Origin of the sequence: Ammoniphilus resinae, from assembly GCF_017873965.1 — a bacterium.
Lineage (GTDB): Bacteria > Bacillota > Bacilli > Aneurinibacillales > RAOX-1 > Ammoniphilus_A > Ammoniphilus_A resinae.
The window spans coordinates 216,224-239,452 of sequence record NZ_JAGGKT010000005.1 but is presented as its reverse complement, the minus strand read 5'-3'; the positions used below and the strand labels follow the sequence as shown (position 1 = coordinate 239,452).

The following is a 23,229-nucleotide window of genomic DNA, read 5'->3' as shown; positions in this document are numbered from 1 at the left end:
CAACCCTGTAAAGAAATGCACTTGACAGGATTAGTTTAGTGCGCAAAAAAACAAAAAGGGTGCTTAGGGGTTGACAGGTTTCGTTCATATCAGGGGGAAAGAAAGATGGGAATCTACATGATTATTTTAATTGCCGCGGGTTTAGTTATGGTCCTGCCTATACGCATGTTACCTAAAAAACTTGTAAAGCTAGCTGCAGGCTCCGCAGGGCTTGCAGCCATTGCTCAACAGCAGATGCATAGGATGAATCAACGAATGGATGATGAATTTCAACAGCCATTACTACATCAGCAAATGAATGACCCTTATCAGAACCCAGGAATGGATCTCGTCGTTGATGAGTCCTTTCACGGGATAGACCATGGGATGGGAATCGCGAATCCCGATCATAACAATATGTTTTAATGAACAAGCTCCTTTTTAAAAGGGCTTGTTTTCTTGTCTTTCCATACGTTAAAAAACAGGAGTGATCAAGTTGGGACTAAACGTATCCTTGCCAACGATTCCCATGTTTGAGGGACTTAGTAACACTGAGCTAGAATCGATTACCCCCTATTTTCTGGAGCGATCCTATAAGCGGGGTACCATCATCTGCTTAGAGGGGGATGAAGGAGATGAAATGTATGTGATCAAAAAAGGGGCTGTCAAGGTTTATCGTGCTTTGGAGGAGAAGGAAGTGATTCTTGCCTTTTTGCAAGAAGGGGACTGCTTTGGAGAAATGGCCCTAATGGATGAAACCCAGACCCGTTCTGCTACGGTGGAAACCTTGGAGGCGACGATCCTCTACGTCCTAAAACGTCAGGATTACTTAAATTTCCTCCACAACCACCCGCAAATGGCAGTCCGACTTTTGCAACTGACGATGGCTCGACTGCGAAAAGCCAATGAACGGATCCAAAATTTCAACCTGCTCAATGCACGCACAAGGATTATCAAAACGATTCTCCAATTGGCAAGCGAATATGGGGTTCCCAAAGGTCAAGAGATGATCATTGATTTCAAACTGACCCATCAGCAGCTTGCCGATCTCACCGGATTCGTTCGGGAAACGGTATCCGCAATCCTGACCGAGTTAAGAGAAGAAGGCTTGATTGAGATTGAGCAAAGGAAAATTCGTATCATGAACCTAGCCCAGCTGGAGGAACAGGTGGCCTACTAAGTAGTAGGTCACCTTATTTCATAGATCGGAATGGGCTGTGCCTTCCCTTTGATCTCTCGCATCCCGAGAAACTCGGTTGAACAACGATTGTGCATTTTCTCGTGGACCGCTTCACTGACTAAAATTTGCCCGGGCTTCGCTTGCGATTCGAGACGTGACGCGAGATTCACAACATCGCCGATTACCGTATAGTCTAAACGTCGCTTCGAGCCGACATTTCCTACGATCACCTCACCGCAATGAATCCCCATGCCGAATGATACCGGGTGGGGAAAGTTCTGTGCTTTTTGTTTCATCTCCAGTGCAGCCATCACAGCCTTTTCCGTGTGGTCCCCCATGTCAAGTGGTGCGCCAAAAAACGCCATCACCCCATCACCGATAAATTTATCGAGGGTTCCTTGGTGATTAAAAATCACCTCTGTACAAAGCTGCAAATATTCATTGAGGATCGCAATGATTTCCCCCGGAGGCTTTTGCTCGGAAAGAGAAGTGAATCCGCGGAGATCGATAAACAACACCGTTACATCTTTGCTAGTACCCCCTAATTGCAGGTCCTCCCGATGATGGAGGATTTCTTTAACGATAGAAGGCGAGACATACCGGTTAAAAACCTGAGTGATATAGCTTCTTTCCTTTCTTTCCAAACGATAGTGACTGATCATGCTCCACACAAATAGGGATGCCAGCAACGCCAATGGATAGACATAAGGCAGAAGAAGCCCGTTTTCAATTGAGAGGATTTCGATTAGTGTATAGGCAATAAACAGCCCAGCTAGAAAAAGGATACTTTTCACCATCGTATAACGGTCGATGAGGTAGCCGGAAAAAAGCGAAAGGGCAAAAAGCAGGGCGACCCCGAGCGAGCGTGGTGCATAGGTATAAAATTTCCCATCCAGCAGACTTTGCACCATATTCGCATGAATTTCCACCCCGTACATTTTGGTTGGACTGATGGGTGTGGCAAAGGCATCATTCATCGAAGGAGCGTAGGCCCCAATTAACACCACTGCATCACGGAAGGCGGAAACAGGGACTTTTTGCTCTAAAACATCCGAAAGCGAGTAGTACCGGAATCCTTCCTTGCTAAGTGGAGGCTGTGCATAAATAAAGGGAATCTCCTTTCGGCCGTTGGTGACAAGCGGGGTGGTGCCTCTATACCACACTCCCTTTTCCGAGTAGATGATCTCCTGATCAGAAGGGAGGAGTCTATTCGCCAGCTGCACACTAGCCGCTTTAACCATCCGTTCTTCTGTTTCCACCGCCAGTGGGATTTCCCGAACCACCCCATCCTGATCGGGAAACACATTCACGTGGACCAGTTGGGATGCCGGCACCTCAAAGCTGGGCTTTTGCCATCCACCGCCTGATCCATTGGCAAAGGCGTAATAAGTGGATAGAAAAATGTTGGGGTACTTCTGGACCATGGCACTCATTGCTTGATCATCCCCGGCGATTTCACTTTTTGAAGTCATTAAAATATCTAACCACACAGCCTTGGCTCGTCCGTCTATCAAGTGTTGCATGACCTCGACATAAGTTTTGCGGGGCCACTCGAGCCAATTTCTGCTTATGCTGCTCAATGTCTTTTCATCAATTCCTACGATCACAATCCGCTCATCCACCGGCCGCTTTTCCTTGACTAAGCGGTCTGTTAATTCCCCTTCAAGAGAGTAGAAGGTTTGATAGAGGTAAAGTAGACTAAAAAGCGCGGCCATCACAAGACTTCTCAAAATCCAAACCATTTTCACGTAAAACATCTGCCTTTTTTATATTCATCTAAAAAACTATCATATTCCAAGGAAGTGGAAAATGCTATGAAAAAGAGAGAGCTAATCTAGCTCCCTATGGTCTCTTCCATAATTCATCTTGAATGTCTTTCACAACGTTCATTTTTTTCTTCACCCAGCTAGGAAGTTCCCATTTCTTCGTGAATACACCTTTGAAAATCTCCTTATTGCTGATTTCCTGTTGATATTCCTTAAGGCTTTTCGCCGAACTTTCTGTCGGCGCGACTCCAGCCAAAATTCCTACTGCCAAAGCTCCAACTACCACACTTTTCATTACTTTTTTCATCATTTTCAAGCACTCCTTTGATTTGTTTTCTTCGTTGAATTTATTATCTCAAGAATGCTAATCGTATTTTGTGGTTTGGACTACAGAATGGAAAATATTTAGTGGACAAAAAGGCGGTTAGAGTCCAGAATTGTTCATTTATTCACAACGTGTTTTGCCTATTTTCAGGGACTTTTGGGCGGACTTGCCGCTTTTTCCTTCCTATAAATATTTTATTCTATCAACATTAGTGCTAAACTATTCATAGAGTGATAAAATGATCCAGAAAAGGTGTGTGACGAGGTCGCGCCCCTGTCTTGTTGTGCCCAAACAGGAGCGCTAACATCCTTTCTGCAAATCTAAGGATAGTAAGGACGGTAAAAATGAGTAACTTACAAACGAAAACAGACGTTATCTTAATTGGTGCCGGAATCATGAGTGCGACTTTGGGATCACTGTTGAAAGAGTTAGTTCCAGAATGGAAGATTACAGTGTTTGAAAAGCTAGCAAGCGCAGGAGAGGAAAGCTCTAACGAATGGAACAATGCAGGGACAGGACACTCAGCCCTTTGCGAGCTGAACTACACTCCAGAAAAGCCAGATGGTTCGGTTGATATAAAGAAAGCTTTAAAAATTAATGAACAGTTTCAGGTTTCCAAGCAATTTTGGTCCTATCTTGTGAACCAGAATCTGATCCATAATCCACACAACTTTATCATGCCGCTTCCTCATATGAGTATGGTGCTAGGGGAAAAGGATGTAGAGTTTTTGAGAAATCGTTTTGAGGCCCTTTCAAAGAGTCCTTTGTTCGAAGGAATGGAATTTTCCGATGACCCGAAAAAATTGATGGAATGGATTCCTCTTATTATGGAAGGTCGTACCTCGAACGAGCCGATTGCCGCAACAAAAATTGACTCCGGAACGGACGTTAACTTTGGTGCCTTGACACGCATATTGTTTGACCATTTGCAAAAACAAGATGTTGCTGTGAAATACGAGCATCAAGTAGAAGATATTAAGCGCACAGAAGATGGATTGTGGGAATTGAAAGTATGGAATATGGAAACCGGTGAAATCGAGCGTCACACTGCGAAATTCGTCTTTATTGGCGGCGGTGGCGGAAGTCTTCCATTACTGCAAAAAACCGGTATTCCTGAGAGCAAACATATTGGAGGATTCCCTGTTAGTGGACTATTCCTCGTATGTAACAACCAAGAGGTTGTCGAGCAGCACCATGCAAAAGTTTATGGAAAAGCTAAAGTGGGTGCACCTCCAATGTCCGTACCACATCTTGACACTCGATTTATCGATAACAAAAAATCCTTGTTATTTGGACCTTTTGCCGGCTTCTCACCGAAGTTCTTAAAAACCGGTTCCAATATGGATTTAATTGGCTCTGTAAAACCAAATAACCTTTTTACTATGTTGGCTGCAGGTGCAAAAAATGTGCCATTAACCAAATACTTGATTGGGCAATTGATGTTATCTAAGGAACAACGAATTGAAGAGTTACGCGAATTTATCCCGAACGCCAAGAGCGAAGATTGGGATATCGTTGTTGCTGGCCAACGTGTGCAAGTGATTAAAGACACCGAAGCAGGCGGAAAAGGTACACTTCAATTCGGTACAGAACTTGTTAGCTCTGCAGATGGCTCTGTTGCGGCTTTACTCGGTGCTTCACCAGGGGCTTCAACGGCAGTTTCCGTTATGCTTGAGTTAATCAAAAAATGCTTCCCGCAACACATGGGTGAGTGGGAACCAAAACTAAAAGAAATGATCCCATCCTACGGGTTATCATTACTAGAGCATCCCGAGCTGCTCGAAGAGATTCATACGACAACATCCAAAGCACTTGGTTTGACTAAGGGCGAAAGCGAAAATGTTGCTGAAGCAGAATTGGTCTTATCTTAAGTTGGGCGAAAAAGAGGAATACTATACAAAGAAAGAAGAGACTTCTCACTTTTGGTGGGGAGTCTTTTTTAATTTGTTGGGCTTTGTTGTTATTATAGTTTGTTAAAAAGGAAAAGGAGGAAATATTCAAATTTTGTAGTAATATGTAGTAATATTAGTAATGTAAAACGGATGGTGAAAACTTTGCCCAAACAATTGATGTCCCGAAACACACGAGATTCATCAAAAGCAGCATCACATCAACCAGCGCCGCATGGGAACCAAGCAAACCAATACTTTGGAAATCATCAGGCTCAACAATTGGAAAGAGAACAGATGCTTACGAGGTTACAGGCTCAGAAGGATGCGCCCCCGGAAAAGGCGGGTGCTGCTTCGAACAATGCGGGGGTTGAAAGGCCGTTACGAAGTTATGAAAATTACTCGAAAATATTAGATTGGTTGGAGGCCAAAGCAGAGAAGCAAGAGAAAAAAAACCTGCTGCAATACTTTTACAGATTGAGTGTGAAACAGCAAAAAGCTGCCATTATAAAGATGGCCGGGTCGAATAAACCTTCGGTTGATCAATTTAGTGGAAAAATGTCAACCCGAAATATGAGTGATCTTTTTAAGAAGACAGTAGATTGGGAAAAATTTTCTGCTGTCTGTAGGGAAGTCCAGCAACTTAAAATAGACGATGATAGTGGGGATGGGGCTCAAGATTATGCACGCTACGGCATCGCTGGCGGATCTGTTGGGCTTGGGAGCGCGCGGGGTGCGGCAAATATTGCCGATCTTGCAGGAGACTCAGGCGGTGCAGTTGCAGCAACAAGGATGGCTCCATTCGGTGCTGCCCTAGGTGCTTTGGGATCCGGTATGCAAATTTATGAAGCATATGAAAAGCAATCTTCAAGTCTTAGCACCTATGATAGTATGCAAAATATCGGGACAGGGGCTTTGGGTGGCCTTGCGGATATGACCCGTTCTTCCGCCCAAACGGCAGAAACCGCAAGGACAATGGCAGGAGCCGTTGCCAATTCGGCCGCCACTACAGTAGCTGGTGCCGCTGCGGTCGTTGGAGGTGCAGCTTATCTTGCTGGGGGACTCTACGGTGTCAAAAAGCACCACGAGAGAACGAAAAATTTAAGGAATCTTGAAAACCAAGCAGACTTGAAGGATGATCCCACGTTGTCACAAGCAGCTTCGTTAGGCAAGAAAACGCAAGCCTTCAATCGGACAACGAGTGGTGCCACTGCAGCCAAGGGCGCTGCTATGATTGTGGGTGGCGCGTTGATCCTGGCGGGCGTTGGACCAGCCGGATGGATCCTGCTTGGAGCTGCTGGATTAATTGTCGGCGCAGCAGCGATATACAAATTCTTCAAAAAACGCGCGCGTAAAGAAGAAGTTGTTGACCGGTATCTTAACTTAGATGACCATATGGAGATGCAAGGGCTGGAACCAGAAGATACAAATGCGCGTAATCAAACACGAAACGACCTACTGCAATTAAAGGGCTTTAATAGTGTCGCCCAATGTTATAAACATATTATTAAAGAGCTTTCACACGCCATATACGAAAAAGGCGTCAAAGGCGATGATCCAGATTATAGGACGCTTTTGGAAAATATCGGGTTAGTTGTGGACGAGAAGAAAAAGGAACCGAACCCAGAGCTCATCGAAAAGAAACTGCAAATTTAACGATTTTAATAGTTGGAGGACCCTATGGACAACCATGGCGATACAGCCTTGCTTTTACAGTCTTGCTTGCGGCTCTACCGGGATGCTGGGATTCCATGCCAGCTCATCGAACCTACAGAGGATATACCATATCTTTCCCTAGTGCTTTCCTTTGAATTAATTCAACAAGCCAGTCACACTATTCAAGTGGAAATGAACTTTATTCCTGGCTTGGATTCAGCGAAGGAAGGCATTCATATTTTACAAATTTTTGTAAGCACCCTAAAAATGGGTGAAAGTGGGACTAGCTGTAATGCAGATCCTTTATACTTAGCGGATCTGTACCGAATTGTAAACCGCATAAATGTTAATCTACCGTTAGGGGCTTTCGGTATCATGGAGGAAGCATCCCTGATTTTCTACAAAATAAATTGTGTTGTCGATTCGAACCAATCGGTTGAATGGAACACCCGGCACATTGATCGTAATATGGGACTTTTAATACACATCCATGACTTATTTATCAATGCATTTAAGGAAGCCGCATCTGGGACCCTTTCGTACGATGATGCCGTTGCCCGTTTAAACCTTCTTTAGAGGGGCGAATAAAATGATCTCGTGGAACATACACCACGCCAAACGGGGTATTTAAACAATGAAGGATCCGATTTACGAAATTGAACTTGACGAGATTGAACTCTGTGAAATGGAACCCTATAAGCATTCGCTGGACCATTTGTCTGATGAATTGATCCGGTTGGATATCGTCCTGGAAATCGAAATGCAACGAATGAAAAAGTTGCTCAGACAAGATCCAACAACGGAGGCGTTCCGTGGGATCTTTATGAGTTCATCGGAAGCGCAAGCTTTGCTTGATGATGATGAACCTTTCCCCGAGTTTACTTCCGATCAAAAATTAATGCTGCAACGGCTGGAGCAAGGAATAGCTTCCCGATTAGAACTTACAAGAAAAAAAGGGTTGTCCTTACCGCTTCTTCATTTGAAGAATTCATTCCATTTAAGCGATCTAGACATTCGAATGCTTATTGTTGCTATAGCCCCGCATGTGAACCGGAAGTACTTAAAGTTATTCGCCTATTTGCAGGAAGATATGACAAGCCAGTATCTCACGATCGATCATATGCTTCGTTTATGCTGCACAAACTCGGAGGAACGAAGACAGGCCGTGGCAAGACTAACAAGTGCTTCGAATGGCATACGGGCTTTTTTGGCCATGCCTAAATTAGACAATTCTTCACCCACGTCATCTCTCCTCTTAAGTCCCATTCGTTTGCAAGAACGAATGGTTTACTACATATTGGGCCTGGATTGGCACGATGAGAGGATATTACCGCATCTAAAGCTATATCCAACCGACGAAAACACGCTTCCCTTGTTGATAGATCAAAAACAGCAGGAGCATATGTTTCAGTACTCCAAGCAGTACCAAGGGGCGGCAACTCCGCTCGTATGGATGTTGCACGGGCCGTCAGGCTGCGGAAAAACCCACCAAGCCCGTCATCTTTGCGGAAGGTTGGGTCGATCGCTTCTAGAATGGGATCTCTTCTATGCTCCTGAAGAGGAATTTGCTTTTCTTGAAGCTGTTGACCGGGTGTTGCTAGAAGCGAAGCTGCTAGATGCAGTCCCCGCATTTGATAGAATCCACCTGTTCCAATCATCTGCACATGATCAGCGGACAGCGAGCAAAGACTTGCGTCAAGAATGGCTTCTGAATCGCCTTGGAACTTGGGATGGAATGGTTTTCTTATTCGGTGAAGAGAAATTTAAGCCGATATTGCTGCCAACATCAATGAAATGGATAGACATCCCGCTATTTATTCCAGGAATTGGAGAGCGCCAGAAGTTATGGAGGACGATAACGAAAGATACGTTTCCTATTACGGATGCTGATGCGGGTCTGCTTGCCGTTAAGTTCCGGTTTCCCACGGGCAAAATAATGGCAGCTGTTGAAGAAGCGAAGAAACAGGAGGTATGGAGAGACATAACTGCAGAGCCCCACATCCCTCGCCCATCCAACACACAAATCCTTCATCAAAGCGCTTATCAGCTGATTAGCCATCGTCTAAAGGACAAGGCAGTAAAGATGGAAGCCCGTTTTGGCTGGGAGGATCTCATCCTGCCGCCAGAAACGATCCAATTGCTTCGTCAAGCTTGTAGCAGACTGCAGCATCGACATACTGTTATGTATCGTTGGGGCTTTGATCGAAAGATGGCCTATGGCAAGGGGATTAGCATGCTGTTTACGGGTCCGCCTGGAACAGGTAAAACAATGTCTGCAATGGTAATTGCCAGGGAGATGGATGCAGAACTATACCGTATCGATTTATCTAGAGTGGTCAGCAAATACATAGGAGAGACAGAGAAAAATTTAAGCGATATTTTTGAGCAGGCTAGATTAAGCGGAGCGATTCTGTTCTTCGACGAGGCGGATGCCTTATTCGGCAAACGCTCTGAAGTAAAGGATTCTCATGATAAATACGCGAATATGGAGACTTCGTATCTGCTGCAAAAAATGGAAGAATACGACGGACTTACAATACTAGCAACGAATTTCTCGCAAAATCTGGACGAGGCTTTTACCAGGAGAATACAATTTATTATTAAATACCCATTCCCTGACGCGGTTCAACGAGAGCAGCTATGGCGATCTGCGTTTCCCTCTCAGCTTCCTGTTGAAGAGATTGATTTTGCATTTCTCGCCCAAACCTTTGACTTAGCAGGCGGTCCAATCAAGAATATTGTTTTGACGGCATCGTTTCTAGCTGCGAGCGAGGGCGTGCCGGTCTCTATGAAACAGCTGATCGAAGGCGCGATGCAAGAATACAAGAAAACCGGGAAGTTGCTGCTTAAGGATCGATTAGGGCCTTACGCCGATTATGTATCATCCCCAATCTAATGCTAAGAGGTGTAGGTGACTGCTTCGGCAGTCTTTTTTATTTGTCTTTTGATATATCAGAAAGACGTGATTGAATCATCTAGGATGCACGCAAAGATTGCGAATATGTCAAAACTGAGTTAATATTTTTACAGAAGTTGCAATAATTATAAAGTCCTAGTCATTATCCTCAATTTTTCCTGGGTTGAACAGATTTTAATAGATTATAAGGTGGAGCTGCGTGTGTTAGCTGGAATAGAGACATTATTTAATCTAAAATTCGAAGATCGGCGAAAAGTATGGATCTTGGGAACGGTTTTTTTCCTTGCGGGTGTTTCCGAGATGGTTAATTATACTTCGTTTATGTCTATTTTTAACAGCCGGGTAGGAACGCAATCTTTACCTATGATGTATCTGATTGAAGCCTTCGTGCTTCCCCTTGAGGGGTGGTTTTTTTCGTTCTTATCACAACGTTTGTCAAAACCGCGCTTTATGATTTCCTTGTACACCCTTTTCATTTTAATTGGGGTGATGAATGGGGGTGTGTTGTTAGCCTTCCAATGGTTTGGATGGCAATGGGACGGCTTTTACTTCCTTTTGTTTCTAACATCCAATTTTGTGGTTCGACAACAGACCTTATTGATGTGGAGCACGGCGTTTGATTTATGTCCAACCCAACAGGCGAAACGGGTGATGCCAATCTTTGTACTTTCGGCGATTATCGGCGGCATCGTGGCAGGGATTCTATCGAATAAGTTGGCACCGATTATCGGATCGGACGTGCTTTATATTCTAGCATCTGTTTTTTTATTGCTAGGTTTGCCCAACTTTCTCATCGCCTTAAAACAATTTTTAATCCCGCTTACGTTTAAAGGGAATTTGGAAGCCGAACAACACACATCATCTATGGCCTTTTATTTGAAAGAGACGTTGCGATCTCCATTCTTGCTTACAGTCATTGGTATCATGACATTCATGCCTGCTATTTATTTCCTAATGGAATATCAATACTTCACTGTTGCCCAGTCCGTATTCCATACAGAAGCGCAATTGACTTCTTTCTATGGATTCATGGTCATTCTTCTATTCTGCGCGGCTTTTCTTCTTCAATTATTTGCTGCAAAGCTGATCGATCGATTAGGTGCGAGTAACACGATATTTGCCATCACATTGATATTTTTAGGCTGTTTTTCCCTTGTTGCGATGTTCATCGAGGCTGAATTTGCGCTTACCTTTGTTTCTATAGGGTACAGCCTTACTTATTTGCTGCTTTATTATTTTGCCGAGCCGGGGTACCAATTCTTTTTTAAAATGCTTCCCATTCAGCACCGGGATGGGTTTCGCTATCTTGCCCAGGGGATTGCTGCCTCGGTGGGGATTCTGCTGGGTTCCGCCCTTTCTATGCTGCACTCTGAGGCGCTGCTTTCTTTACCTGAGCAGGCGCTGCTTGGGGCATTCATGTCCGTTTTACTGCTTGTCCTGGCATGGATTGGACGTCATCTCTATATTAAAGAGCTTGTACGCTATTTGAAGGTCAGCGGTTCTGCGGTTAAGGACTTTCTCAATGAGCTTCTTGAATCGATGAAAAATGACCATGTACGGCAAACGTTGGTGGAGCAACTGAATTCTCCAAGCGAAACGGTCCAGATGTTAACGATTGAATTATTTTTGAGTCATCCGGACCCCGCTGTAACGAATTCCTTAGTTCAATTGGCAGAACGTAGTTCGGAGCGAATTCGGACCTTGGCGCTGGATGCCATTCATCCAGAGGGTTGGAGAACACTGAATCCTAAAAGGCAGGAAACCTTTCTGACGGATCAGGAGGCATCCGTCCGTGCAGCGGCGTTTCGCAAGTTGTTTTCCGATAGGAACCTAATAGGCGATAAGCACCGTTGGATTCAAACAGCCCGTTCGGATGTTAGTCCTGTTGTACAAGTGGAAGCGTTGCGGGTGATGGAGGAATCAGAACAACTCGGTGCAGATCTACGGCGGTTGTTAGGAGAAGGAGGGGAATCTGCCATCCTGGCATGTGAGGTCATTGCAGAGCGGGGACTCCAGGAATTTTATTTCGATGTCATGATGTGCATGCTTGATCCAACACCCGTCGTGAAGATGACAGCCGTTCGAACCATTGGGAAAATTGGCGGCCACGAAGCTGCTACGAATTTAACAGAATTGCTTGTTGGAGCAGACATGGAATTGCGCACTGCGATTGAACAAGCATTGATCGACATCGGTACCTTGGCACTGCCTGAATTAACTCGGTTTATTCCCTCAACAAATGATGAAATCTGGCGAACGGCTGTTACCGTCGTGAATGCCATTGGTTCTGATAAAGATATTCAGAACTTGATTGTGCCATCCTGTGTGAAGAAACTTCTCGAATTACAGGCCAATCACGAATATGTAAGAAAGATTCAAGCCGCGGGACGTGAAGAGTGGACACAGCTGGCACATAGGCGCAGTGATGAATTGACTTTATCTTTACTGGATACGATTTGGACGGTGATGATCCGATTTGGAGATGAACGAACCATCCCGCAAATCCGACAGGCTGTTGAGGACCAAGATGAAGAAGTCCGTGACCATGGTTTGGAAATTTTGTCGGAAGGATTAGGGAACCCAAAATTAGCGTCAGCACTATTAACTTTCTATCAGAGAAACCCGTATTTAGTTGGGGTAGATGGCGGTCATTCCGTGCCCTCGCAAACTGTGAAAACAGCAGTAGACTTATCTGTTACCGTTACAGATCCGTGGTTGCAGGCAATAGCAATTAAAGCCGGTGTGGCAGAAGGAGAATGGGAATTGGTCAATAATTGGGAGTATCTAAGTGCTTTAGACAAAATCGTACTTCTTAAACAAGTTCCTTTGTTTGAGGAAATCCCGATTGAGGAGCTAGGCCGTGTGGCTAGCATTGCAAAAGAGAAAGTATACCAAGAAGGTGAATATCTGATCAAACAAGGAAACCCGGGTGCATCCTTATTTGTCATTGTGGAAGGTAATGTAGAGATCAGCGGCATGAATGATGACGGCATTGAAGGTACCATTAGTATTATGGGACCGAAGCAATCTGTTGGCGAAGCTGCTCTTTTTGATGATCGGCCTTCTCTTGTCTCTGCCCAAGTCATTTTTGATTATGTGAAGGTTCTTGAAATCGAGGGAAAGGAAACGGCGCGGCTCGTCCGGTTGTATCCGAACATCGGCATCGGTTTATTGCGTTCGGTTGGGAATCGTTTAAGAACGATGGAACATATGGTACTTAAGCTTGGATAGGAGGGGAAATCTTGAAAAGAGAATCTATCCAATTAGCTCCCAACCTGGAAGAGTGGGGGCATCTGAAGCGATTGGTGACGACTTTCTGTGAAGAAAATGAAATTGCCGATCAATTAAACATAAGCCTGCAATTGGTTTGTGAAGAGTGGTTCACGAATATTGTTGTGCATGGGTATCAGGGGAAGGGGGAAGCTTCCTCAACTCCCCCATTGATTGAGGTGTTTCTCTGGATAAATGGGGCAGGTGAAGTCACCATTCAATTTATCGATACGGCCCCTGCCTTTAACCCGCTTGAAAGACAGGACCCAGATGTCACATTGCCTGCCGAGGATCGTTCAATTGGCGGACTTGGCATCTTTTTGATCAGGACCACGATGGACAGCTGTGAGTACAGCAGAATTGATGAAAGAAACCGATTCACTATGCGTAAGAAGGTCAAATAATAGGAATGAGAAGAGGGGAGGATCCAGGGCATGAACATTGTCGTGGAAGAGCAAAAGGGCATTCAATTTATTCGGATCAATGGAAGATTGGATGGAACAACCATGCAGATCGTTGAAGGTGAATTTTTGGAATTAGTGAACAAGGGATCCAAGTTCTTCGTATTTGATCTGTCAGAGCTTGAGTACATAAGCAGTGCAGGTTTGCGGGTGATGCTGTTATCTGTGAAGAAAACGAGGGCCGCGGGGGGGAAGATCGCCTTATTTGGGTTGAATGAAAACGTAAATGAAGTATTTAAGATCTCGGGATTTTCCACGATCTTCCCGATCTTTCAAACAGAAGAGGAAGCGCTGAAGTTTGCAGCTTCTTAAAGAAAGCTGGGATTTTCAATGATGTACGTTTTAGAGATTCTTGTTTTCCTGCTGTTGATCATGATGGCCATTGCCTTTATCTTTTGGAAAGAATGGCGCAGAACAGTCACCTTATTCAACATTGGTCTGGAGTTAAGCTCTACCATTCAACGCAAGGATCTGTTGCAAATTATTATGAAAACCGCTGCGAAAACAATGAATGCAGAAGGTTCTTCCATCATTCTCGTCGATGAAGAAAGGGATGAACTATATTTTGAAGTGGCAATTGGAGAGAAGAACGAGGAGATTCGGGAGATTCGCTTGAAAATAGGAGAAGGGATTGCCGGATGGGTGGCGAAGACGGGGGAATCTATCCTTATTCCCGATGCTGCAAAAGACCCTCGCTGGTCAAACCGCGTATCTACCAAGGTAAATGTTCCAACAAGAAATATGATCTGTGTTCCTGTCATTACGAATGGCAAGACGTTAGGTGTCCTTCAGGTAATAAACAAAAAGGGAAACAAGTCTTTTAACCAACGAGATTTGCGTTTGTTGGAGATGATCGCCTCTCCAACGGCTATCTCTCTTGAAAATATGTTTTTATATGAAGCATTGGTCGAGTCGCTGGAAACTTTGCGTAAAACGACAGCTGCCAAAGAGCGGATGGAGAGTGAACTGCAGATTGCCCAAGACATCCAACGAAGCTTCCTGCCGGGTTCTTCCCTCCAAATGGGCGGGGTTGAACTGTTTGCTTGTTTGTTTCCTGCGAAAGTGGTTGGCGGGGATTTCTATCATTTCATTCCGCTTGATGACAAAAAACTCTTAATCTGTTTAGGGGATGTTTCAGATAAAGGAATGCCCGCTGCTTTGTTTATGTCGGGTTTGATGATCTGGATTCAGGCGAAAGCAAATTCCTATCATACCCCCGCAGAAATTTTGCAAGAGATTAACCGTGAGGTCAGTTCGGAAGATTCGACGATGTTTGCCACCATTTTTTTAGCGATCCTGGATGTGCAGACGGGACAACTTTGTTATTGTGACGGAGGACATTGCACGCCATACATCATTGGGAATCATGGAGTCAGAGCGCTGGAAGGGATAAAAAATCTCCCTATAGGGATCTTTGAAGATGGGGGATATGGAGATCAGGAAGTACGGTTGGAACCTGGGGATTCACTAGTGCTTTATACCGATGGGATTACAGAAGCAGAGAATGACCAGGGTCAGTGGTTCACAACGAATCGCCTATTTCAAGTGTTAGAGGGTTGCACAGCATCCACACCGCGTGTGGTAACCGAATTGTTGCGGGAAGAAGTGCTTGGATTTGCAAACGGTCATCCGCAATCCGATGATATTGCGATAATGGTTGCAAACTTCGACGGTATTCGAGCAAATTTTCATTCAAAACAAAAAATGTGATTGCGGTTTTTGCAAGATAATGTAAAAATAGGACTATAGCATGCTAGGACAATAGTCATTTTATTGCTTTCAGGTGGGAAGGTATAATGCACTAATAACATCCATCCTCTTCCTGCTAATATCGAACCATAGAAGCATTAAGCATTTAATGGGAGGGGATTGATTTCCTTTCCGCTTGGGAAGATTATAAACCATTTTCAGTATTATCATCGTAAATAACTTGATAAGACCTCATAGGCATTTCTGAATTCGGTGGGCTATTTTTACAGAAAATTCAACCTATATTTAAGTTTTAGTTTCCAAATTAAGAACCTATGCAGAGTATTGGGGGGATGAGGGTCTTTGGCTTCTTACACGGTTATCGCTGATGTTGGATTATCCTTAGTTAAGGTGTTAAGAGAGGCGCTCGTTCCTGAATTAATTGGTCACCCTGATGGAATCGGGCTAGCGCATCCTCATGATAAAGGGGATATGAATCTTAGCCTATTCCTATATGAAGTAAAGGAAAACACAGACTTTCGCAGCAATGAGCTTGTTGATTTAGGCAATACCATGCGCTTTCCGCCTGTGGCTTTGGATTTAACCTATCTGATTACCGCCCATTCAGCCTCCGATGTGCTCTCGCGAGCCATTGACGAGCATCGGATAATCGGCAGGACGCTTCAGGTGCTTCATGACCACAATGTTTTAAAAGGGGAGGACCTTGTTGGTTCCTTAGAGGGCTCTGGAAGTACCTTTCGTGTGGTAAAAGAGGAGGTCCTGCTTGATAAGGTTGTTGGTTTATTCCCAAACATGCCATACAAACTGTCGCTAAGCTATAAAATTGGCCCCGTTTATGTAGACTCAACGCGAACGAAGACAACATCCCGCGTACGGGAACGACATGTTCATGTAAGTCAGAAGTAATTCACTTTGTAGCATTGATCGGTCGCATTTTGCGAATGGTCTTGCATAATATTTCACCCCGAAAGGAGGAACCGATTTCGGAGGGGACCTAACCCCTATATGTAAATCGGGCACTTAAAAATGGCTGAATATTTATCACCGGGTGTTTATGTCGAGGAGTTTGACAGCGCCGGTCAACCGTTAGCAGGCGTAAGCACAAGCACCGCAGGTTTCATTGGATTGGCTGAGAGAGGTCCTGTTGAAGGATTGCCTGTCCTCGTAACCAGCATGAACGATTTTAAAAGAAACTATGGCAAGTATTTGTCAGAAAATCAGTTTGGTGCCTATCGTTATCTTGCCTATGCGGTTGATCAATTTTTTGTCAATGGAGGTTCTCGCGCTTATATCATGCGAATAGCGCCTTCCGACGCGGCTATTGCATCAAGCGTTGGCGAGTTGTTCAGTATATCCGCGAAAAATCCAGGAACTTGGGCGAATGCAGTGGAAATTTACTGTGAACCTTCGAGTAAAGCGAAGACTCAAATTTATGAGGATTTGGGTGGCGGGAAATACAGAGTAAAGAATGGTGCAGGCTTCAATGAAGGGGATGCAGTTACTTTCTTTACGGGTGACGAGAAGATCTCCAATAAGGTTATGGAGGTTCGCGATAATATCATTGGCCTGGAGAGCGCATTCGAAGGTGACGTAGTAGATAACGGTTTGCTGCCAGTGAAGGTTCTGTCTACTGCTGAATTTACAATGCATGTTGTATATGGCGATGAAGTAGAAACTTATGAAAATTGCTCGTTTAATCGCGCAGCGGCGAACCATGTTGATAAGGTAACCTCGCGCTCAGCATTAGTACATATTCAGGCAAACACAGACGATGTTCATGCGTTTGGTGATTTTGCCAACAAATATACCGTGTCCCTTTCCGGCGGATCCGATGGTTCGATTGGTGGGATTAGTCCATCCGATTATATTGGGGAGGATAATGGACCAGGCAAACGGACTGGGATCCAGGCTTTTGTTGATAATGATCAAGTCAGCATTATGGCTATTCCGGGTGTTACGGATCCAGCTGTGCAACTGTCCCTTGTCGCACATTGTGAGAATTTGGGCAGCCGATTTGCTATTTTGGATATTCCAAGAGCAAAAACAAAGGTGCCAGATGTACTGACGCACCGTGATATTTTTGATTCTAGTTATGCGGCGATGTACAACCCTTGGCTGCAAGTGTTCGATCCATTGGAAAAACGCAATATCTTCGTTCCCCCTTCTGGCTCCATGGCTGGGGTTTATGCACGCAGTGACAATAGCCGAGGGGTGGAGAAGGCTCCTGCCAATGAAGTGGTGCGAGGGGTAACAGGGCTAGATGTACAGTATAACAAGGGTGAGCAAGATATTCTGAATCCGAAAGGGGTCAACTTGATTCGCAGTTTCTCCGGACAAGGGATCCGCGTTTGGGGAGCGAGAACAACATCCTCCAATACTCTATGGAAATATGTGAACATTCGCAGACTTTTTATTTTTGTTGAAGAATCGATCAAGGCAGGGACCAACTGGGTTGTCTTTGAGCCGAATGATGAGCGCCTTTGGGCACGTGTCCATCGTACAATTGATGCCTTCTTAACTCGCGTGTGGCGCGGCGGTGCGTTGATGGGTTCATCTCCAGGGGAAGCATTTTACATTGATATTAGCAGCAATACGATGACACAGGATGATATAGATAATGGTCGCCTAATCTGTGTGATTGGAATCGCACCGGTAAAACCGGCTGAATTCGTTGTATTCCGCATTACACAGAAGACCAATGAACAGTAAGAGTCAAAATAATATCAACAAGAAAGGAAGAGTAGAGTATGGCTGGTGAACGTAATGATCCATATCGCAAGTTTCGATTTCGGGTGGAAGTAGAAGGCATTGAACAGGCTGGTTTTAGTGAAGTGTCAGGGTTTGACGCTTCCTTGGATGTTGTCGAGTATAGAGAAGGTACAGATGTCATTACTCCTAGAAAATTGCCTGGTTTGGCGAAATACGGAAATATCTCGTTAAAATGGGGCGCTACGGATTCTATGGAATTGTTTGAATGGATTCAGGAATGCATTGTAGAGGGGACCATTGAAAGAAAAACAGTCACCATCATCGCCATCGATGAGGCTGGTGAGGATGTTGCAACCTGGCAAGTGATGGAGGCATGGCCTGCGAAATATACTGCACCTGATTTCAATGCTACGGCATCCGAGGTGGCCATTGAATTGCTTGAATTGGCCCATGAGGGCATGTTGCGCACACAATAATGAATGATGAAGACAGAGGAACAACGATATTTAAGCTGTTCCTCCGTTTCGTTTATTTGATCTACCAGAACCAGAAAGTCATCAAGGAGGAAAAATATGTCGTTTAAGACGGAATATGAATTTGAGTTGCCTAAAGGATTTATAGACGAAAATGGAAATTTGCATCGCAGAGGCACCATGCGTCTTGCGACTGCTGCAGATGAGATTCTGCCGATGCGTGATCCGCGCGTACAGCAAAACCCTGGTTATTTGACCATTATTTTACTAGCACGGGTTGTAACGAAGCTTGGGGATCTACGCGCTATTGACACTAAGACGATTGAAAAATTATTTACAGCTGATTTGGCCTATTTGCAAAATCTTTACCGCGAAATCAATGAGGGGGAGAAGTTCTCTGTTCAGGCTGTTTGTCCTAAATGCGATCATGAACATGAGGTGGATATCTCTTTTTTGCCCGTAACGGAGCAAGTATAAGCCTGTATCCGGAGGACCGCTTGTATGAGGAAATGGGATTTGTCGCCTACTACTTCCATTGGAGTCATGAGGAAATTATGAATATGGAGCATCGCGAGCGGCGGAAATGGTGTGAAGAGATTTCCAAAATTAATCGTAAGATGAATGACGAGCCCGAAAAACACAATCCTTTCGACGTGTTTAAGAAAAGGTGATAGGCATGTTTCACAATGAAGATAATGTACGACCATATGTTGTTGGTGCATATCGGTTTAGGGTTGAACTTGACGGGATGTGGGTTGCCGGCTTTTCCGAAGTAAGCGGGCTTTCTATGGAAACGGAAATACACGAAGTGCCGGAGGGCGGGCTGAATCAATTTGTTCATCGTCTTCCTGGGAGAATCAAGCTGGAACCTCTTATACTAAAACGGGGCATGACTATGACAAATGAGTTGTGGAAATGGTATATGCAGGTTGTGAATGGGAAGATAGCCCGCAGAAATGGGTCGATTATTATGTACGATGAGCAGGATGAAGAATTTCGCCGTTGGAATTTCTATGATGCTTATCCATCAAAGTGGACGGGCCCTGAGCTGAACGCAATCAGCAGTGAGGTCGCGATTGAATCGATTGAATTGGTACATAATGGGTTTCGCAAAGTGAAGATCTAGATGATTTTAATCCGATGGAGGGACGATGGCAAACATGGACAATCACAAGAATAAGAACATCCCTAAGACATATGTTGTCCACCCAACCTCTATACGAAAGCCAGTGCGTCGTGAAAAGGATATCGGATCAAGATCAGAGCCTCTCAATAATCCGTTGCGTTCCATTCGGATAACGGATGGGTCTTTTGCAAACCGTCTGACAAATAAGTATGGGTGGTCTGTCGGGCGTAGCCCGGAACGCGGAACGATGATTCATCGGAGAGGTCAGACGGCACCTCTTCAAGTCTCGTCTTCCCCCATCCATTCAGTAATTTTTATGCGAAATATTCACTCTGTTTTGCAGATGCATTTCCGATTAGTAGATTCAAAGTTGCGGACCAATAAGGAACGCCACATGGATCATTCACCTGCAAAGGGGATCCCAAGGGTGGACAACCAGCGGGTGATAAAGCTTTTTAATTCCCTTCCCCTGGTTCCAACTGGTGAAAGAAATTCAATAAATGGGACGAACAGGGAAGTTATAAAAGAATACCAATTGCTGCGAAATCAATCTGGAAAAACGAATGATCCACAGTTAGGGATTGGAGCAGGAATCGCAGATTCCATCAATCATCAAGGCAGTTGGCAACGTTTGATTTCCCGGAATTTTATAAATCATAGATTGTCTGTTGCGGGACAAACCCATAGAAAGCTTCTGCCTGCTTTATTAAATCAAGTTTCGACAACGACTCCCACGCTGCGGGAAGAGATCATAAGTCCAACAATAAAAGCAGTGCGGGAGAAGACTTCCTTTTCACCTTCTCTGCTTTTAAACGTTTATTTGGAATCTATCCATCACAATAAAAACGATTTGATAGATTTCCCACTTCATCTTATAACGAATACCCAACATCGGGAGGTAGCCCGTTTTCAAAGAGTCTATGCGATGTTTCCAGGGGGGGATTCGAGGAGCCGTCTGAGGTTGGGGAATACCTTGCGGGATCAGAACCATGTGAAAAATGTGGTTCAACAAGATCAAACCCCACAACGAGTGCTGCGCGTGCAAACCGCTTTGCAGTATCTAATGCAAAAACAGTGGACACCAGCCTATTCGACTGTTCATCGGATTTTGCAGCAACGGATCCATCGTATTACAACAAGGCAGGATACGTTCCAGCAGGATCTGATGCAGTTTCGATCCATACAGCAAAGGGCTGAACCAGGGCATTTGGGCGAGGTAGTTAGGTTGCAACAAACGATACGGTTGGAAACTACTCTGCATGGTGAAATTCAGCAAGAAAGGCCGCAAGTGCACCGATCCCCAGTAAGGCGGAGGAGAGCGGGGTTGGAGCAGGTTTCTTCGAATCAGCCAACGGTTATATTTAAACGGATTCCATGGCTGCCTTCAACGGTGGAGAGGATTACCCAACAACACACAACCATTTTGAAATTGGTACAGCGACAACTGCGGTCACAGCACTGGATAGGGGGACAGCAAGCGGGTCAGAAGACCCTGCAGCAGCACATCCTTCGGCGTACTATGCAATGGCAAACGGTGCAGGACCATTTGATGCAATATCGGGCCTTGTCGGAACTCAATCGACTAGAGCGGCAGGTAAGGGTGCAACAGCATACGAGCCGGTTTGAGATCTCGAGATTTCATCAGATTGGGGTTCATGAGTATAGTCAGGAAGCGATTCGTACCCAGGTGATGCAGTGGCAAATGAGTTTTGGGAAGGCTATTCCAAATGGGTCAGATGTTTCCCAGCCACGTGTTCTGCCGAAGCAGAATCCATGGTTGCTTTCCATAATAGAGCCAATCGTTCAGCATCACACCGCTGTTTTGCAGTTGGTACAACGACAATTGTGGTCACAGCACCGGGTAGGGGAAAAACAAGCAGGTCAGAAGACCTTGCAACAGCACATCCTTCGGCGTACCACGCAATGGCAAATGGTGCAGGAACACTTTCTGCGGCATCGGGCCTTGTCGGAACTCAAGCGATTAGAGCAGCTGGTTAGGGTTCAACAGCATACGAGCTGGTTGGATTTCTTGAAATTTCGCCAGATTCGAGTTCATGAGTATCGTCAGGAAGCAGCGGCCCGAACCCAAGTGACGCGGTTGAAAACAAGGTTGGAGCAGTTCACTTCAAATCATGCAAATACTGCCCAGCTGCAGGGACTGCCGAAACGCTACCCGTGGTTGCTTTCCACAATAGATTCGATCAATCAGCAACACACCACTGTTTTGCAGGTGGTACGGCAACAACTGGCGCATAATCCGGAAGTGCAACAGCGTTTGTGGCAAGCCAAAACTCGGTTAGTCCGAATGCAACATTTGGTGGAGGTTCAGGATCAGACTCGAGCAAGCAATCGAGTGACGAAGGGACTAACAACGTTAAAGCAGAACTTGCACGAGGTGACGCTCGAGCGAATGCCTCTGTTGCTTTCAACGATCCGGCGCATTACCCACCAACGTACGACTCAGTTGCATATTGTGCAACAATCTCTGCTGCGAAACAAGATCATACAACATCGATTCGAACTAGGTCGTTTTGAGCGTGTGAACCGGAAGCAACACCGCATGATGCGAATGGAAACCATCCGGGTTGAGAAGCAAAGACATAAAAGGAATTGGGTGGATCTGTACACAACACTGCGGCAGGAAATCCAACAACAGCTGACCGAGCAGAATGCTATTCCGCAACAAAGTATACAGCAACCAGTCCCGTTGTTGTTTTCGATTCAACAACGTGCAACCGAGTTGCGAACCATACAACGGCATTTGATGCAACAACAGGAATTGCATACATTGCCGAAACAGAAACAGAAACAGCAGTCCGCAGTAAAACAACCACCCGTTGTTCAGTTGCAAACGCGACAACTACGTCTGGCAGTAATTTCGGCAGTGAACCGACAGCAAATCCAATCACAAGCACGACATATGCAGGATACACCGCTGCGCTCGATAACCCAACATCGGGTGGGGCAGCAACTGGTGAAACGTACAGCTTCCGCACGGTTACAAACAACCTTACAGCAGATCGTGCATCAACAACAAACACAGATGTTCCAACAAAAAGTCATGCAGCAACAAGTAACCGCTACCCGGCAGCGTGCAGAACAAGCGCGTTTGCAACAGCCAGTTGTGCGTCAAGAAACAACCCGGTTACATGTGACCCGCCAAAGTCCGGAAGCGTTGCGCGAACACTTGCCACAGCAAATCCGGTTAGAACAGAAAACGACAAGGCTTCATGTCATAAGGGAAGCAGTACAACATCAACAGAAACAAGTAATAAACAGGCAACCGCCATGGTGGAACACTGTGAAAGATCTAAATCATCGCCAATTCGTTCTCCATGAAAATCGGATGGGTACAATACGTAAAAGGTCTGATATTTTCTTACAACAAGGAAGTTGGCAGCGCGTAACACGGGAGGAAAAAGAGCCTGGCAGAGCGCAGCTTCTGATCAATCGACAGAATAAACAAAAGGTGTTGGAGCGGGAATCTGTCGTTGAAACACGTGGACAAAGGCAAAGACAAAGGGAAGCGATCCGATTAGATGTTTTGCGGAAAAACACGACGAATAAACCTATCCAGGAGTCAGCCCTGCAAACACTGCAGCAAGCGATCAAGACGGTGGAAAATGACTTGAACCAGACAAAAGAGCAATGGGCGAAACCGACAGTAGACGTCAACCGCTTGGTCGATCAAATGTATAAGGAATTTTCCCGTCGCATGCGCATCGAACAACAGCGTAGAGGGATGTAAGCAAAGCATGGGCCATGAGC

The 23,229-nt window shown here is 45.1% G+C and carries 19 protein-coding genes; 17 read left to right on the top strand and 2 right to left on the bottom strand.

Annotation, left to right across the window (positions count from 1 at the left end; genetic code table 11):
* Positions 1-105: 105 nt before the first annotated feature.
* Positions 106-405, top strand: coding sequence for a hypothetical protein (locus J2Z37_RS11125; RefSeq protein ID WP_209810330.1), 300 nt, complete (start codon positions 106-108; stop codon positions 403-405).
* Positions 406-475: 70 nt separating this feature from the next.
* A complete protein-coding gene (locus J2Z37_RS11120) occupies positions 476-1,159 on the top strand; it encodes a Crp/Fnr family transcriptional regulator (protein WP_209810329.1) in 684 nt (227 codons plus the stop codon).
* Positions 1,160-1,167: 8 nt separating this feature from the next.
* On the opposite strand, the gene J2Z37_RS11115 is transcribed toward J2Z37_RS11120, so the two are convergent.
* Both J2Z37_RS11115 and J2Z37_RS11110 read right to left on the bottom strand, forming a co-directional pair.
* Positions 1,168-2,916 carry a CHASE2 domain-containing protein gene (locus J2Z37_RS11115; protein WP_209810328.1) on the bottom strand — a complete coding sequence of 583 codons (1,749 nt, stop codon included), beginning with the start codon at positions 2,914-2,916 and terminating at the stop codon, positions 1,168-1,170.
* Between the two features lie 85 nt (positions 2,917-3,001).
* On the bottom strand, positions 3,002-3,235 hold the full coding sequence (locus J2Z37_RS11110) for a hypothetical protein (RefSeq protein ID WP_209810327.1): 234 nt from the start codon (positions 3,233-3,235) through the stop codon (positions 3,002-3,004).
* A 341-nt stretch (positions 3,236-3,576) separates the two neighbouring features.
* Between J2Z37_RS11110 and J2Z37_RS11105 the strand changes: the two genes are divergently transcribed.
* The 15 genes from J2Z37_RS11105 (at position 3,577) to J2Z37_RS11035 (ending at position 23,209) form a co-directional block, all read left to right on the top strand.
* The gene (locus tag J2Z37_RS11105; RefSeq protein WP_342453814.1) at positions 3,577-5,121 is read left to right on the top strand and encodes a malate:quinone oxidoreductase; all 1,545 of its coding nucleotides are present in this window, start codon (positions 3,577-3,579) and stop codon (positions 5,119-5,121) included.
* A gap of 198 nt (positions 5,122-5,319) precedes the next feature.
* On the top strand, positions 5,320-6,795 hold the full coding sequence (locus tag J2Z37_RS11100; protein ID WP_209810325.1) for a hypothetical protein: 1,476 nt from the start codon (positions 5,320-5,322) through the stop codon (positions 6,793-6,795).
* A 24-nt stretch (positions 6,796-6,819) separates the two neighbouring features.
* Positions 6,820-7,371, top strand: a complete 552-nt coding sequence (locus J2Z37_RS11095; protein ID WP_209810324.1) for a hypothetical protein — start codon at positions 6,820-6,822, stop codon at positions 7,369-7,371.
* Between the two features lie 58 nt (positions 7,372-7,429).
* The gene (locus J2Z37_RS11090; protein WP_209810323.1) at positions 7,430-9,691 is read left to right on the top strand and encodes an AAA family ATPase; all 2,262 of its coding nucleotides are present in this window, start codon (positions 7,430-7,432) and stop codon (positions 9,689-9,691) included.
* A gap of 222 nt (positions 9,692-9,913) precedes the next feature.
* Positions 9,914-12,943: a cyclic nucleotide-binding domain-containing protein gene (locus J2Z37_RS26000; protein ID WP_209810322.1), complete on the top strand. Its 3,030-nt coding sequence runs from the start codon at positions 9,914-9,916 to the stop codon at positions 12,941-12,943.
* A gap of 11 nt (positions 12,944-12,954) precedes the next feature.
* Positions 12,955-13,386, top strand: coding sequence for an ATP-binding protein (locus J2Z37_RS11080; RefSeq protein WP_209810321.1), 432 nt, complete (start codon positions 12,955-12,957; stop codon positions 13,384-13,386).
* 30 nt (positions 13,387-13,416) lie between these two features.
* Complete coding sequence (locus tag J2Z37_RS11075; RefSeq protein ID WP_209810320.1) at positions 13,417-13,755, top strand: STAS domain-containing protein; 339 nt, start codon at positions 13,417-13,419, stop codon at positions 13,753-13,755.
* 18 nt (positions 13,756-13,773) lie between these two features.
* Complete coding sequence (locus J2Z37_RS11070; RefSeq protein WP_209810319.1) at positions 13,774-15,153, top strand: PP2C family protein-serine/threonine phosphatase; 1,380 nt, start codon at positions 13,774-13,776, stop codon at positions 15,151-15,153.
* 342 nt (positions 15,154-15,495) lie between these two features.
* Complete coding sequence (locus J2Z37_RS11065; protein WP_209810318.1) at positions 15,496-16,059, top strand: Pvc16 family protein; 564 nt, start codon at positions 15,496-15,498, stop codon at positions 16,057-16,059.
* A gap of 120 nt (positions 16,060-16,179) precedes the next feature.
* Entirely contained in the window at positions 16,180-17,862 is a 1,683-nt protein-coding gene (locus J2Z37_RS11060) for a phage tail sheath family protein (RefSeq protein ID WP_209810317.1), read from the top strand.
* A 38-nt stretch (positions 17,863-17,900) separates the two neighbouring features.
* The gene (locus J2Z37_RS11055) at positions 17,901-18,338 is read left to right on the top strand and encodes a phage tail protein (protein ID WP_209810316.1); all 438 of its coding nucleotides are present in this window, start codon (positions 17,901-17,903) and stop codon (positions 18,336-18,338) included.
* Positions 18,339-18,434: 96 nt separating this feature from the next.
* Entirely contained in the window at positions 18,435-18,812 is a 378-nt protein-coding gene (locus tag J2Z37_RS11050; RefSeq protein ID WP_209810315.1) for a phage tail assembly protein, read from the top strand.
* 20 nt (positions 18,813-18,832) lie between these two features.
* Entirely contained in the window at positions 18,833-19,006 is a 174-nt protein-coding gene (locus J2Z37_RS11045; protein ID WP_245203729.1) for a DUF6760 family protein, read from the top strand.
* A 5-nt stretch (positions 19,007-19,011) separates the two neighbouring features.
* The gene (locus J2Z37_RS11040; protein ID WP_209810314.1) at positions 19,012-19,461 is read left to right on the top strand and encodes a phage tail protein; all 450 of its coding nucleotides are present in this window, start codon (positions 19,012-19,014) and stop codon (positions 19,459-19,461) included.
* Positions 19,462-19,486: 25 nt separating this feature from the next.
* Positions 19,487-23,209 (top strand): hypothetical protein, encoded by a 3,723-nt coding sequence (locus J2Z37_RS11035; protein WP_209810313.1) that lies wholly within the window; start codon positions 19,487-19,489, stop codon positions 23,207-23,209.
* Positions 23,210-23,229: the final 20 nt, after the last annotated feature.

Excerpts from the sequence above, each read along its gene's own strand:
- J2Z37_RS11125 (WP_209810330.1), top strand. The coding sequence starts at position 106 with ATGGGAATCTACATGATTATTTTAATTGCCGCGGGTTTAGTTATGGTC.
- J2Z37_RS11115 (WP_209810328.1), bottom strand. The coding sequence starts at position 2,916 with ATGTTTTACGTGAAAATGGTTTGGATTTTGAGAAGTCTTGTGATGGCC.
- J2Z37_RS11110 (WP_209810327.1), bottom strand. The coding sequence starts at position 3,235 with ATGATGAAAAAAGTAATGAAAAGTGTGGTAGTTGGAGCTTTGGCAGTA.
- J2Z37_RS11100 (WP_209810325.1), top strand. The coding sequence starts at position 5,320 with ATGTCCCGAAACACACGAGATTCATCAAAAGCAGCATCACATCAACCA.
- J2Z37_RS11095 (WP_209810324.1), top strand. The coding sequence starts at position 6,820 with ATGGACAACCATGGCGATACAGCCTTGCTTTTACAGTCTTGCTTGCGG.
- J2Z37_RS11090 (WP_209810323.1), top strand. The coding sequence starts at position 7,430 with ATGAAGGATCCGATTTACGAAATTGAACTTGACGAGATTGAACTCTGT.
- J2Z37_RS11075 (WP_209810320.1), top strand. The coding sequence starts at position 13,417 with ATGAACATTGTCGTGGAAGAGCAAAAGGGCATTCAATTTATTCGGATC.
- J2Z37_RS11070 (WP_209810319.1), top strand. The coding sequence starts at position 13,774 with ATGATGTACGTTTTAGAGATTCTTGTTTTCCTGCTGTTGATCATGATG.
- J2Z37_RS11060 (WP_209810317.1), top strand. The coding sequence starts at position 16,180 with ATGGCTGAATATTTATCACCGGGTGTTTATGTCGAGGAGTTTGACAGC.
- J2Z37_RS11055 (WP_209810316.1), top strand. The coding sequence starts at position 17,901 with ATGGCTGGTGAACGTAATGATCCATATCGCAAGTTTCGATTTCGGGTG.
- J2Z37_RS11050 (WP_209810315.1), top strand. The coding sequence starts at position 18,435 with ATGTCGTTTAAGACGGAATATGAATTTGAGTTGCCTAAAGGATTTATA.
- J2Z37_RS11040 (WP_209810314.1), top strand. The coding sequence starts at position 19,012 with ATGTTTCACAATGAAGATAATGTACGACCATATGTTGTTGGTGCATAT.
- J2Z37_RS11035 (WP_209810313.1), top strand. The coding sequence starts at position 19,487 with ATGGCAAACATGGACAATCACAAGAATAAGAACATCCCTAAGACATAT.